Genomic DNA, 12,750 nt, shown 5'->3' with positions numbered 1-12,750 from the left:
TAAGTAATGTCAGAGGTTTGCACTTCAAACTTGAATGTGGCCACCACCACCACAAATGGTAGATGTTTCGGAAGCTAAAGCTACCGAACTAGAGCTATATTGTGCCAATTTTGAAATAGATACCACATACACCAAGAACTTCACCTTTTACCCATAATTACATTCGCAATCAGCTTACTAGACGTTTTTCTTACGCCCGCTTCGTCTGCAAATAAAGGCCATTTATTAACGGCACACTGCACTTCATCAATAATATGATTGATGAAAATTTGAGAAACTCCAAATTTTTCTCCTAGTTTCAATAAATGCTTTTTACCCGGACTCCTTCCTTCACCCATGACAGTGGTACTATGTTCACCACCAGGTCCGCTTGAAAACGTTAGATCATAGGCCGGTGAAACTGTCCAGCGACCTTGATCATCCATTAGAAAACTAAAGTTCTTTGCATGATCATCCCGATTATGTGCAAACACATTAAATGCACAAAGAGATAGAATCTTTTCTACTTCCTTTATATTGTGTGTGAGCTGCTGGGTGGCACGCATGATGTGCTCATAATCAATTGAAGGCAATCGATGATCCGCATGAAGGAGGCCAGAGATTGTGTGCATATGCTTTCGCTTTTCTTTATCTCTATCAAAACGCATAACGCCGAAATATCCCGTACCTTTCTTCGAGGGAAAAAGATGTGTATCCATCATTTCTATAGATGCTGCCTTCGCCATTAGACTATAAGCATACTCGATCGCGCCCATATCTTTCATATCATGACTTGAAGAAAACTTTACCATCCAGTGATCATAATTTTTTTTCAAATGTTGCTGGCCATAAATAATGCGTTTTTTATTTTCATCTACTCCAACCATAACTTTAGGTCGAGCACCGGCTGAAGATCCAGAGAGCTCCAATAATTCTGTAAACACATCCTCTGATTCACCTTCAAGAACTTCCTGAGATTCTGTTGCCAATTTATCAAGATGAATTACATCTGAATGAACTGTTTTTTCCCATACATCTGGTTCATAAATGAATGCACCCATCCCAAATGGTCCCACATGCGTAAGCCGGTCTAATGGAGTAAGAAGTTCTGGTGCGATACCATGTGTCCGAACATGCCGATCTAAGAGTAAACGTCCCCAACCATCAGGAAGACTATCATTAAATACACCGAATAATCCTTCAAAAAGCATTTCATTACATTGTATGACACCTGGTTTCAGAGGAAGCTTGAAAGGCGATAATTCTAGTTTGCTGCTTAAAAAATGCTGCTCATATTCAAAGTAAACACGCCCATTGACTTGTGCTAATCGTCCCACCTTTTGCTTGGTTGGGAAATCAAGAAATACATTCAGAAGATTTAAAGGCTGATATTTCATTTGATTGAACCCCGTTTACGTACTTTGGGCTGGCTAAGAATTTCCTCAAGTGAACGAGGAATAGCTTGTGGCGTACTAAAAAGCGTCTCAAATTCCTCTGAAGATCCAAGAGCAATGGCGATTTTAAGTAACGATTCTAAGGAAATTTTCCCGCTACGTTCAAATAATTTTATAGTTCCAAAACTTACACCCGACCGTAGCGCTAAACCTTCCTGGGTTAAATTCATGGCCAATCGTCTGGCTTTGGCTTTTCCAGCTATATCGATCATCAATTCTTGAACTGTTTTCATCATATAGATACTATTATATCTATTAACCCCTTAAAAGTCAATTAATGGACAGTATGATATCGATTATTTCATTCTTGTTCTAATCTACGCATAATGCTCAAAAATGCCAAACAACATATTGATGTATCAGTCATGTCGTATATCAAAAGCAATGTTACCCATACAGCATATATATGGGGCCAATATGCGTTACCCATAATGGTGATGACTATTATGGCCAAGCTGACTTTGGCTCACGTTCTGGCACGATAACACTGTGGGATGCAGGAGCATCCGATACGATTGATGCAAGCTGGTTTTTTACACCAACTGTCATTGATTTGCGGGAAGATGCTTCCTATGATATTGGAATAAAAATGACCAGGATGCAAGGAGGAGGGCGCTTACGTGTTGTTTTAGCTGTGTCGTTGGGGCCAAGCAGCGCAAAGATCTCTCCGGGTGTCACCTGCAGTTAGCATAATGAGCGACTTTAATATCGAGGAATCTCCTTGCGTACGGGTATGAAAAACGCTATGATGGCGTCCTACTTAAGCTCGAGTTTTTCATGGTATCTGCTAAGCCAAAAACCTTTCAGGACATCATCTTTAGGCTGCATCAATTCTGGATGGAGCAGGGGTGTATCATGCTGCAACCTTATGATGTAGAGGTTGGGGCGGGTACCCTGCATCCGGCAACGGTACTTCGTGCTGTGGGCCCTAAGGCATGGAATGTGGCTTATGTGCAGCCCTCCAGACGCCCAAAAGACGGACGCTATGGGGAGAACCCCAATCGCTTGCAGCATTATTACCAATATCAGGTTATCTTAAAACCTAATCCAGATAATCTTCAGGACCTTTATTTAGAAAGCCTTTATGCGCTTGGCATTGATCCATTAAAACATGATATACGCTTTGTTGAAGATGATTGGGAAAATCCATCTGTTGGTGCATGGGGATTGGGCTGGGAAATCTGGTGTGATGGTATGGAAGTATCTCAGTTTACCTATATGCAACAAGTAGGCGGTATTGAGTGTTCGCCGATTGCTGGAGAATTGACCTATGGGTTGGAGCGGCTTGCCATGTATATCCAGGGGGTTGAAAATGTATATGACCTCAAATGGAACGACCGTGGGGTGAGCTACGGCGATGTTTTTAAAGAAAATGAAAAACAATTTTCAGCCTATTGTCTGGATTATGCCGATGTAGACATGGTAAGGCGTCATTTTGATGATGCGGAAACTGAAAGCCAATCCATGCTTTCAAAAAGACTGGCGCTACCAGCGTATGACCAGTGCTTGAAGGCTTCGCACTTGCTGAATATTTTAGATGCCCGTGGGGCTATGGGAGTCACAGAGAGAGCGGCCTATATTGGCCGTGTTCGTAACCTGGCACGCGCTTGTTGTGCCCTTTGGGTAGAGACTCAACCATGACCGACATTTCAACGACATCATCATCTGCCATATCTTCATCCACAGATGTTTCTTCACTGCCTGAGCCCATTTTGACCTTAATGAAGGGAAAAATACATCGTGCTACTGTAACGCATGCGGAACTTGAGTATGAAGGATCAATTGGTATTGATGCCAACCTCTTGAAGGAAGCCGGCATCCTTCCGTATGAACGTGTGGAAATTTATGATATTACCAATGGTCAGCGATTCGCTACCTATGCGATAGAAGCTCCTGCTGGCAGTGGCGTGATAGCGATTTACGGAGCTGCTGCGCATTTATGCAAGGTAGGTGATAAAGTCATTATCTGTGCTTATGTACAGATGGTCGAGCAACGGGCAAAGAACCATAAACCTAACGTTGTTTTGTTAGGTGAAGGCAATGCGGTCAAGTCGACAAGTCGAGTGGTTGAATGTGAAGTTTCTTGGTGATGAATGGGGTATAAATGGCAGAGTTATTGCTAGAATTATTCAGTGAAGAAATCCCCGCTCGTATGCAGCCTGGGGCTGAAGAGCAAGTGCGTCAAAAAACGGAACAGTTTTTAGCCGAGCAGGGATTATCCTATCGTGCGCTTACTACGTTTTCATCACCTCGGCGTTTGGTGTTGATCGTCGATGGCTTACCTGAAATTCAACCTGATAAAACGGTTGAAAAACGTGGCCCCCGTGTGGATGGGCCAGAGGCTGCCCTAGATGGATTTCTAAAATCCACAGGTCTTACCAAGCATCAGCTTGAAGTGCGCAGTACCCCTAAAGGTGATTTCTACTTTGCCCAAACCGTTGAAAAAGGGGCTGATGTTGCGTCTGTTTTAAAGACGTATATTGAACAATTGATTCTTAATTTTGCCTGGCCAAAATCGATGCAATGGGGTGACCATACGTTTCGATGGGTTAGACCGCTTCGTAACATTTTGTGCCTATTTGCTGGTCAGGTTGTGCCCGTATCGATTGAGCATTTGGTGGCAAATGACCAAGTATCGGGTCACCGTTTTTTAAGCCCAACCAAACAATCGGTTAAAAACAGTAAAGATTATCTGGCATTCCTTGAAAGTCATCATGTGATGCTTGACCGTCAGCAGCGCATTAATTTTATTAAAGAACATATCGCAATGCTTGCCGCTGGGAAGAATTTAGTTGTCTGCGAAGATGAAGGGCTAATAGAAGAGATTGCTGGATTGGTTGAATACCCTTACCCGGCTATAGGGACTATTGATTCGCTTTTCATGGAATTGCCGCAGGAAGTGTTAGTAAGTACCATGCGTAACCATCAGCGGTACATTGCGTTACAGGATTTCCAGAATAAGCTGTCGGCTCATTTTATAGTGGTTGCCAATATCCCTGCCAATGAACAGATTATTGCCGGTAATGAGCGCGTGCTTCGAGCCAGATTATCCGATGCCCAATTTTATTGGGATACCGATAAACGCGTGAAATTGGATGAGTGGGCTAAAAAGCTTACGCAGGTTGTTTTTCATGCACGTATTGGGATGATAGCCGATAAGGTTAGCAACATGTCCAAACTTGCTGCTGCTATTGCGCAATGGGTGCCACACGTTAGCCTTAAGCAGGTTGAAAGGGCGGCTTTTTTATGTAAAGCCGATCTGGCTACTGGCGTGGTTTCTGAATTCCCTGAACTACAGGGAATTATGGGGTCTTATTACGCAGAACATCAGGGTGAAGATGAGGCCGTTGTAAAGGCAATCAATGAACATTATAAACCCATAGGTCGCAGCGATTCTGTACCAACACAGCCGGTGAGCGTGGTAATCGCCCTTGCAGATAAATTAGACACATTGGTTGCTTTGTTTGCGATCAATGAAAAACCTACGGGCTCAAAAGATCCTTTTGCCTTACGCCGTGCAGCGCTTGGATTAATTCGTATTATTTTGGATAACCAATTGCGCGTTCCTCTTAAGAAGGCTATTGATCAGGCACTCCTGCCTTATGGTTCACAGCTTGCTAAGCACGGAGTTACAGATAATGTGGTCAGTGATGTGCTTGAGTTTATCATCGAGCGTTTGAAGGTGCTTTTGAAAGATAATAATATTCGCCATGATTTGATCCAGGCCGTATTTGCGGATGGAAAAGAAGACGATCTGGTACGTCTGGTTAAGCGTGTAGAGGCGTTGCGTGACTTTGTGAAGTCGGCGGATGGTGTTAATTTGTCGGCTGCATTTAAGCGCGCAGCCAATATTGTTCGGATAGAATCGCAGAAAGGTGGTGAGGATTTCAACACTCAAGCGCATAAAGATTTATTAACCGAATCAGCAGAAATTGATCTGTCAAATGCCTTCTTGCAAGTCGAGCCTAAGGTCGATGAAGCACTAAAGGAAGACCGGTTTGTTGATGCAATGACAGTTTTAGCGCAGTTGCGTCAACCTGTTGATTGCTTTTTTGATCAAGTAAGGGTAAATAGTGAGGATCAGGCGGTAAGGTTAAATCGTTTAAGGCTCCTTTCCCAATTTAGAAATGTGTTGCTTCGTATTGGCGATTTTTCGCAAATCGAGGCAGCATCTGATTAATCGTTGTACAACATGTTGATGAGTCAAGTCCATGGGGATTATATATATGAATCAATGGGTCTATAGTTTTGGTGACGGCACCGCACAAGGTAATGCGGGCATGAAAAATCTTTTGGGCGGGAAGGGCGCTAACCTGGCAGAGATGTGTCTGCTGGGTTTACCGGTTCCTCCGGGATTTACCCTGAGCACCGAAGTGTGCACAGCATTTTATCAGAATAACCGTCATTATCCTGAAGGGTTAAAAGAGCAGGTGGCTGATTCGCTGCATGCGATAGAGAAAAAATTGGGATGTGTCTTTGGTGATGCTAAAAACCCATTGCTTGTTTCGGTACGTTCAGGTGCTAGAGCTTCTATGCCTGGTATGATGGATACGATTCTTAATCTTGGTTTAAATGACCAAACCGTTATTGGGCTGGCTACACAGAGTAACAATGAACGTTTTGCGTATGACAGCTATCGACGTTTTATCCAAATGTATTCTGATGTGGTTCTTGGGGTTGACCATTACCACTTTGAAGAAATTCTGGATGAATTAAAACGTGTACGCGGTGTAACACTTGATACTGAGCTTAACGCCAGTGATCTCAAAGAGTTAGTTGCTAAATTTAAAGCAAAAGTTGAAGAGGAATACGGAAGCCAGTTCCCACAGGATGTGCATGAGCAATTATGGGGATCCATTGGTGCAGTGTTAAAATCATGGATGAATCCACGTGCCAATACCTATCGCCGTCTTCATGAAATTCCTGAAAGCTGGGGAACGGCAGTCAATGTCCAATCGATGGTGTTTGGTAACATGGGCGATGACTGTGCGACCGGTGTAGCGTTTACCCGTGATCCTTCAACTGGTGAAAAACTTTTTTATGGTGAGTATTTGATTAATGCTCAGGGTGAAGATGTGGTCGCCGGTATCCGTACCCCTGCACCGATTACCATTGCTGCTAAGCATAAAATGAACAGTGACCTTTTGGCTATGGAAGAAACCCTGCCTGAAGTGTATCAGCAACTGGTGCATGTGTATGAGCAATTAGAAAAACATTACCGCGATATGCAGGATATTGAATTTACGGTACAGAAAAATAAATTATGGGTGCTGCAAACGCGTTCCGGTAAACGGACCGCTGCTGCTGCCGTCCATATTGCTGTGGATATGGTTAATGAAGGTCTTATCGATAAAGAAGAGGCACTTAATCGTATTGACCCCTTATCATTAGATCAATTACTGCATCCAACCTTGGATCCTAAAGCACATAAGCAGGTGATGGATCGTGGTTTGCCTGCATCCCCAGGTGCTGCCTGCGGTAAAGTAGTGTTCAATGCCGAAGATGCTGAGCTTTTGGCAGGCCGTGGTGAAAAAGTGATTTTGGTCCGTATTGAAACCAGCCCTGAAGATATTCATGGAATGCACGCTGCTGAGGGTATTTTGACCGCGCGTGGTGGTATGACCTCACACGCAGCTGTAGTGGCTCGTGGTATGGGTAAGCCATGTGTATCAGGTGCTGGCGGTGTTCGTATTGATTATAAAAATAAGGTATTTACTGCTGGTGGTTTAACAGTACGTGAATTAGAACTGATTACCATCAACGGTACATCAGGTGAAGTTATGTATGGCGAAGTGCCGACGATTCAGCCACAATTATCTGACGAGTTTATGACCTTGATGCAATGGGCAGATGAAACGCGCGAACTTAAAGTGCGTACGAATGCAGAAACCCCACTTGATGCTCAAACCGCTCGTCGTTTTGGTGCTGAAGGAATTGGTCTGTGCCGTACCGAACACATGTTCTTTGACGCTGAACGCATTATTGCGGTGCGCGAAATGATTTTAGCCAGCACTGTAGAAGGTCGTGAATTGGCACTTGCTAAAATATTGCCGATGCAAAAGGGCGACTTTAAGGCGTTGTTTGCGATCATGGCGGGTTTACCAGTGACGATTCGTTTGCTTGATCCGCCGCTGCACGAATTTTTGCCGCATACTGATGAAGAAATGAAAGAAGTAGCAAGCCATGCGGGAGTGACATTTGAAGAAGTTAAACATAAGGCGCTTGCGTTGGCGGAATCTAACCCGATGCTTGGCCATCGTGGTTGCCGTTTAGGTATCAGCTATCCAGAGATTTATGCCATGCAGGCCCGTGCTATTTTTGAAGCAACGGCCGAAGTGTTTAAGGAAGAAAATTTAAAAGTGATTCCTGAAATCATGATACCGCTCGTCTTAAGTAAAAAGGAATTAGATATCCTTAAAGAGGTCATTGATCGCCAGGCTGAAGCTGTGACCACCGAGAAGGGTATTAAGCTTGACTATATTATTGGCACCATGATTGAATTACCTCGTGCTGCCTTACGTGCCGGTGATATTGCTGAAACAGCAGAGTTCTTTAGTTTTGGTACGAATGATTTGACGCAAACTACCATGGGTATTTCGCGCGATGATTGTGCATCATTCCTAGGGGTTTATAAAGCTGAAGGAATATTAGAGCATGACCCATTTGTTCGTTTGGATGAAGAAGGTGTAGGAGAGTTGGTACAGATTGCCGCAGAAAGAGGCCGTAAAACCAGACCTGATTTAAAATTAGGTATTTGCGGTGAACATGGTGGTAATCCGCCATCGATTGCTTTCTGTCAAAGTGTCGGTTTGAATTATGTATCATGTTCGCCATATCGGGTGCCGATTGCTCGTTTAGCTGCAGCCCAGGCCGTTATTCGTCAAAGAAAAGCGAAGTTGAAGGCGGCTTAGGAGTTTCAACTCTTCCCAGATTCGTGCCAGAAAGCACGAATCTGCGGCTCCGATGAGGAGAGGGTAGAATATGCAGAATTTCATTTTGATTTTCTATCACGATTATCTTGAATCTCATGCAGCCTTAACATAAACTATCTCAAGTTAAGTGGGGTAGATAAAATGGTTCTTAAAGTTGCGATTATTGGCACTGGAATCTCGGGTATGGCGGCGGCGTATATGCTTTCGCCGAGATACCAAGTGGCTGTGTATGAAAAAAATGATAAACCGGGTGGGCATACCCGCACGCTGACCATTCAATATGGTGATAAGCAGATTTCTGTTGATACAGGTTTTATCGTTTATAACGAGGTTAATTATCCTGAATTAAAGGGCCTGTTTAAGCACTTAGGTGTCACGGTCCAAAAAAGTGAAATGTCCTTTGGCTTTACCACTGACCATGGAAAATTTGAATGGGGAGCACGCACCTTAAGCTCGGTATTTGGGCAACGCAGCAACCTGGTTAATCCTCGCTTTTACCGGATGCTTTTGGATGTTTACCGTTTTTATAAACACGCCCCTGAGTATCTTGATACAGCTGGTGAGATGTCGCTGGGGGAATTGCTCGATAGTTATAAAATGGGTGCTGAATTCCGCCAGCGATTTATATTGCCAATGGGAGCCGCCATCTGGAGTTGTCCTATTGAAACCATGCTTGATTTTCCGGCTAAAACATTCGTTAGATTCTTTAAAAATCATGGTTTGTTATCCTTCACAGGGCAGCATCAATGGTATACGGTTACGGGTGGTTCGCAGGAGTATTTAAAAAAACTCATTAAACCTTTCGAATCTTCGATTCGCCTGAATAGTGCTGTAGAAGAGGTACGGCAGGAAGGTGCACAGGTTGCGGTGATATCTCAGGGTAAGAAAGAACTTTATGACCATGTGGTGTTGGCAGCCCATGCGGATGAAAGTTTAAAGATGTTGATTGATGCAACAGCACAGGAGAAAGAAATCTTAGGAGCATTTGGCTATATGAAAAATATCGCTTATTTGCACAGAGATGTGAACGTTATGCCAAAACGTAAGTCATGTTGGTCCAGCTGGGTGTATAACACCATTCGTGAAGACACTATCGATAAGCTATCGCTTAGCTATTGGATGAACTCGCTCCAGAATATTGATAATGACTACCCGTTGTTTGTGACACTGAATCCTTCTCAGCCTATTGATTCGCAATCGGTATTCAACCAACATGAATTTATGCATCCTGTCTTTACAACGGAAGCCATCGCAGCCCAGGCAAAAATACCGTTGATTCAAGGTAAACGCAATATTTGGTTTTGTGGGGCTTATCAGCGTTATGGGTTTCATGAAGATGGTTTGATGAGTGCCGTTGCGGTTGCAAAAGAATTGGGGGTATCGGCACCATGGCATTAAAGGGTGGCTTATTGATCGCCGATGTTTTTCATAAGCGTTTATTGCCAAAGGAACATGTGCTTGGTTATAAAGTCTATTATGTTTGTTTTCCGCTTAAACGACAGCAGGAGCTTAAAAATAGATGTGTTTCCATCAACCGCTTTAATCTGCTTAGTTATTATGATAAGGACCACGGTAAGGAAGGGCAGACATCGCAGCAATGGATTGATGGAATATTGCAGGCCTGGAATATAACAGAGGCCAATGGAGATATCGTGTTGCTGACAATGCCAAGGGTGCTTGGCTATGTATTTAACCCTGTCAGTTTCTGGTTTTGTCTAGACCACGCTGGGCAGATTCGAGCTGTACTCTCTGAAGTTAGGAATACGTTTGGTGAGCGTCATTGTTATGTGAGTTTTCATGATGATCAGCGGCCGATTGAACCAGATGATAGTATTCAAGCACGCAAAATATTCCATGTGTCGCCGTTTATGAAAGTAGAGGGACGCTATGAATTTAGATTTTCTTACTCGGAAGAAACTATTGGTGTGTGGATTAATTACTGGGTAGAGAACCGCAAAATGCTGGTAACATCCTTAATTGGAAATCGTTCAGATCTAACAGCAATGAGTGCTTTTAAAAGTTTTTGCCGTTACCCATTAGTAACGCTTAAAGTGATCGCCATGATTCATTATCATGCACTAAAATTGATTATAAAAGGTATACGCTATCAATCTAAACCGTTGCCCCCTAAAGATGAGGTTAGCCGATGAGTTTTTCTGAGCATGTTCTGCAGCATTTAATGGATAAGGTTTTGAGCGAAGGTACAGCTAAAGGTATCTTACACGTGACAGCGCCAAACGGAAGAACCATTACCTATAAAGGGAACGAATCTGGCCAGGAAGTAGACTGGCGCATAAAAGACTGGCGTGTGGTAAAAGCCGTTGCCAGCCGAGGAGATATAGGATTTGGTGAAACCTATGCTCAAGGTTTATGGGAAACAAATGACCTGGAAGGAATATTAAGGTTTTTCATCGATAATATCGATGAAATGGACCGTTATGCTAATGGACATTTGTGGAGCCGTTGCTGGTTTTATGTTGTCAATCACCTCTTGCGGCGTAACAGTATCAAAGGTAGTCAGTCCAATATCCGCTCCCATTATGATGTAGGAAATGATTTTTATGGTTTATGGCTTGATAAAAGCATGACCTATTCTTCAGGGATTTTTGGTGGAAAACCCATCTCGCTGGAAGAAGCGCAAATACAGAAATATCAACGCATTCTAGAGCGCATAGAGCCTTCACGAAAATCTATCTTAGAAATTGGTTGCGGTTGGGGAGGGTTTGCAGAAATGGCCATTTCTAGGGGGCATACACTTAAAGGGTTGACCGTATCACCACAACAACAGCTCTTTGCAACTAACCGCCTTAAAGGTGGTGCACAGATATGCTTGCAAGATTACCGACGTGAGCAGGGCACGTTTGATGCGATTGCCTCGATTGAAATGTTTGAGGCCGTTGGTATTCGTTATTGGCCTGCCTATTTTTCTACATTGAAGAAGTGCTTGGCCAAAGATGGTGTGGCGATGGTGCAAACGATTACCATCAGGGATGATGCGTTTGACCATTATATTAAGCAGAGTGATTATATTCGCCATTACATTTTTCCAGGAGGATTACTGCCTTCAGTCACTAAATTTAAAGAATATGCAGAACAAGCCGGATTAACATGCCGGGATATTTATCTTTTTGGCGAAGATTATGCAACAACATTAAAAGAATGGCGTCGTCGATTTACGGCCAGTGATGCTGCTATAAGGGCGCTTGGGCATAATGATGAATTTATCCGAAGCTGGGATATGTACTTAAGTATGTGCGCGGCTTCATTTGGAAATGGAAGAACCAATGTGATGCAAGTGGAGCTGGTACATGCTTAATAAAGGGATAAAATGGATTATTGTCATGTTGGCCATGTTGATGTCGATTGAAGCCTATGCGGCTAACAAACCGAGCGAACTGGATACTCTGTTTAGGGCAACGGCACCTTACGGACAAGGCAAACTCTATAAACTTTTCCTGCATGTTTATGATGCTCAATTATGGACAGATGCAAGAATCTGGTCTTACGAGCAGCCCTTTGCCCTTTCTTTGACGTATTATAGGAATTTCTCTACAGAAGAATTAGTCGATAGAACCTTTGATGAGCTTAACCGTATCCAGCCTTATAATGAGGCACAGCAAGCTTTATATCGGCCCCAATTAGAAGCCGTCTTTCCCAGTGTACGTCGTGGAGATAGAATTACCGCGCTATTTAGCCCAAGCCACGGAATTCACTTCTTTTTCAATGGGAATGAGAAAGGAACGATAAGCTCAATAGCGTTTTCTAAACAATTTCTGGATATCTGGCTTGGTGAAAAAACCTCTGAACCGGCTGTTAGAACGAACCTCTTGAAAGGGAAACAATAAATGAAAAAAATCAGTACAATTTTAGGCGGTTTGGCATTGATGCTAAGTGGCTGTAGTCATATGAATGTTGAAGATTATGCACCCAATACTCCTAAACTGGATATTCGACAATACATGAATGGGCCATTAGAAGCGTGGGGTATTCTCTATGATATGACAGGGAAAGCCGATTTACGGTTTTATGCAACCATGAAAGGAAGCTGGAATGCTAATGAAGGCATATTGGAAGAAGATTTTGTTTATAGCGATGGACGTAAAGATCATCGCGTCTGGAAAATTCAGTTTGCGGATGACCATCATTTTACAGCAACAGCGGGTGATGTCATAGGCCAGGCTACTGGAAAGCAGTTTGGCAATGTGGCCAATCTTAAATATGTTCTCAATGCTAAACGTGACAATGGTAAAACGATCCACCTTAACATGGATGACTGGTTGTACTTAATGGATGATAAAACGATCATTAACCGAATAAAAATGAAAAAATTTGGTTTAACTGTCGGTGAGTTGGTTGTTACCTTTCGAAAACCATAATTTAATTAA

Annotated in this window: 12 protein-coding genes; 10 read left to right on the top strand and 2 right to left on the bottom strand. The window is 43.1% G+C overall.

What is annotated here, in order from left to right; translation table 11 throughout:
- Positions 1-140: 140 nt before the first annotated feature.
- Positions 141-1,376, bottom strand: a complete 1,236-nt coding sequence (locus IPP74_00375) for a type II toxin-antitoxin system HipA family toxin (protein ID MBL0317758.1) — start codon at positions 1,374-1,376, stop codon at positions 141-143.
- Positions 1,373-1,669, bottom strand: a complete 297-nt coding sequence (locus tag IPP74_00370) for a helix-turn-helix transcriptional regulator (GenBank protein ID MBL0317757.1) — start codon at positions 1,667-1,669, stop codon at positions 1,373-1,375. The genes IPP74_00375 and IPP74_00370 overlap by 4 nt, the downstream gene beginning before the upstream one ends.
- Before the next feature lie 170 nt (positions 1,670-1,839).
- Between IPP74_00370 and IPP74_00365 the strand changes: the two genes are divergently transcribed.
- From IPP74_00365 to IPP74_00320, 10 genes are all read left to right on the top strand, one after another.
- Positions 1,840-2,121: a hypothetical protein gene (locus IPP74_00365; GenBank protein ID MBL0317756.1), complete on the top strand. Its 282-nt coding sequence runs from the start codon at positions 1,840-1,842 to the stop codon at positions 2,119-2,121.
- A gap of 89 nt (positions 2,122-2,210) precedes the next feature.
- Complete coding sequence (locus tag IPP74_00360; protein ID MBL0317755.1) at positions 2,211-3,074, top strand: glycine--tRNA ligase subunit alpha; 864 nt, start codon at positions 2,211-2,213, stop codon at positions 3,072-3,074.
- A complete protein-coding gene (locus IPP74_00355) occupies positions 3,071-3,523 on the top strand; it encodes an aspartate 1-decarboxylase (GenBank protein ID MBL0317754.1) in 453 nt (150 codons plus the stop codon). The genes IPP74_00360 and IPP74_00355 overlap by 4 nt, the downstream gene beginning before the upstream one ends.
- A gap of 14 nt (positions 3,524-3,537) precedes the next feature.
- Positions 3,538-5,613: a glycine--tRNA ligase subunit beta gene (locus IPP74_00350; GenBank protein MBL0317753.1), complete on the top strand. Its 2,076-nt coding sequence runs from the start codon at positions 3,538-3,540 to the stop codon at positions 5,611-5,613.
- Between the two features lie 46 nt (positions 5,614-5,659).
- Complete coding sequence (locus tag IPP74_00345; GenBank protein MBL0317752.1) at positions 5,660-8,344, top strand: pyruvate, phosphate dikinase; 2,685 nt, start codon at positions 5,660-5,662, stop codon at positions 8,342-8,344.
- A 162-nt stretch (positions 8,345-8,506) separates the two neighbouring features.
- On the top strand, positions 8,507-9,763 hold the full coding sequence (locus IPP74_00340) for an FAD-dependent oxidoreductase (protein ID MBL0317751.1): 1,257 nt from the start codon (positions 8,507-8,509) through the stop codon (positions 9,761-9,763).
- A complete protein-coding gene (locus IPP74_00335) occupies positions 9,754-10,515 on the top strand; it encodes a DUF1365 domain-containing protein (GenBank protein MBL0317750.1) in 762 nt (253 codons plus the stop codon). The genes IPP74_00340 and IPP74_00335 overlap by 10 nt, the downstream gene beginning before the upstream one ends.
- Positions 10,512-11,681 (top strand): class I SAM-dependent methyltransferase, encoded by a 1,170-nt coding sequence (locus IPP74_00330; GenBank protein ID MBL0317749.1) that lies wholly within the window; start codon positions 10,512-10,514, stop codon positions 11,679-11,681. Before IPP74_00335 ends, IPP74_00330 begins: the two co-directional genes overlap by 4 nt.
- Positions 11,674-12,210, top strand: a complete 537-nt coding sequence (locus IPP74_00325) for a chalcone isomerase family protein (GenBank protein ID MBL0317748.1) — start codon at positions 11,674-11,676, stop codon at positions 12,208-12,210. Before IPP74_00330 ends, IPP74_00325 begins: the two co-directional genes overlap by 8 nt.
- The gene (locus tag IPP74_00320) at positions 12,211-12,741 is read left to right on the top strand and encodes a DUF3833 domain-containing protein (GenBank protein ID MBL0317747.1); all 531 of its coding nucleotides are present in this window, start codon (positions 12,211-12,213) and stop codon (positions 12,739-12,741) included.
- Positions 12,742-12,750 lie beyond the last annotated feature (9 nt).

The organism is Alphaproteobacteria bacterium (assembly GCA_016722515.1).
Taxonomy (GTDB): Bacteria; Pseudomonadota; Alphaproteobacteria; order Rickettsiales; family JADKJE01; genus JADKJE01.
This window is presented reverse-complemented; position numbering and strand designations above follow the sequence as displayed.

What these genes read in the sequence shown, in the direction of transcription:
- IPP74_00325 (MBL0317748.1), top strand. Translation starts at nt 11,674, where the DNA reads ATGCTTAATAAAGGGATAAAATGGATTATTGTCATGTTGGCCATGTTG.
- IPP74_00340 (MBL0317751.1), top strand. Translation starts at nt 8,507, where the DNA reads ATGGTTCTTAAAGTTGCGATTATTGGCACTGGAATCTCGGGTATGGCG.
- IPP74_00360 (MBL0317755.1), top strand. Translation starts at nt 2,211, where the DNA reads ATGGTATCTGCTAAGCCAAAAACCTTTCAGGACATCATCTTTAGGCTG.
- IPP74_00350 (MBL0317753.1), top strand. Translation starts at nt 3,538, where the DNA reads ATGGCAGAGTTATTGCTAGAATTATTCAGTGAAGAAATCCCCGCTCGT.
- IPP74_00335 (MBL0317750.1), top strand. Translation starts at nt 9,754, where the DNA reads ATGGCATTAAAGGGTGGCTTATTGATCGCCGATGTTTTTCATAAGCGT.
- IPP74_00355 (MBL0317754.1), top strand. Translation starts at nt 3,071, where the DNA reads ATGACCGACATTTCAACGACATCATCATCTGCCATATCTTCATCCACA.
- IPP74_00375 (MBL0317758.1), bottom strand. Translation starts at nt 1,376, where the DNA reads ATGAAATATCAGCCTTTAAATCTTCTGAATGTATTTCTTGATTTCCCA.
- IPP74_00370 (MBL0317757.1), bottom strand. Translation starts at nt 1,669, where the DNA reads ATGATGAAAACAGTTCAAGAATTGATGATCGATATAGCTGGAAAAGCC.
- IPP74_00345 (MBL0317752.1), top strand. Translation starts at nt 5,660, where the DNA reads ATGAATCAATGGGTCTATAGTTTTGGTGACGGCACCGCACAAGGTAAT.
- IPP74_00330 (MBL0317749.1), top strand. Translation starts at nt 10,512, where the DNA reads ATGAGTTTTTCTGAGCATGTTCTGCAGCATTTAATGGATAAGGTTTTG.
- IPP74_00365 (MBL0317756.1), top strand. Translation starts at nt 1,840, where the DNA reads ATGGGGCCAATATGCGTTACCCATAATGGTGATGACTATTATGGCCAA.
- IPP74_00320 (MBL0317747.1), top strand. Translation starts at nt 12,211, where the DNA reads ATGAAAAAAATCAGTACAATTTTAGGCGGTTTGGCATTGATGCTAAGT.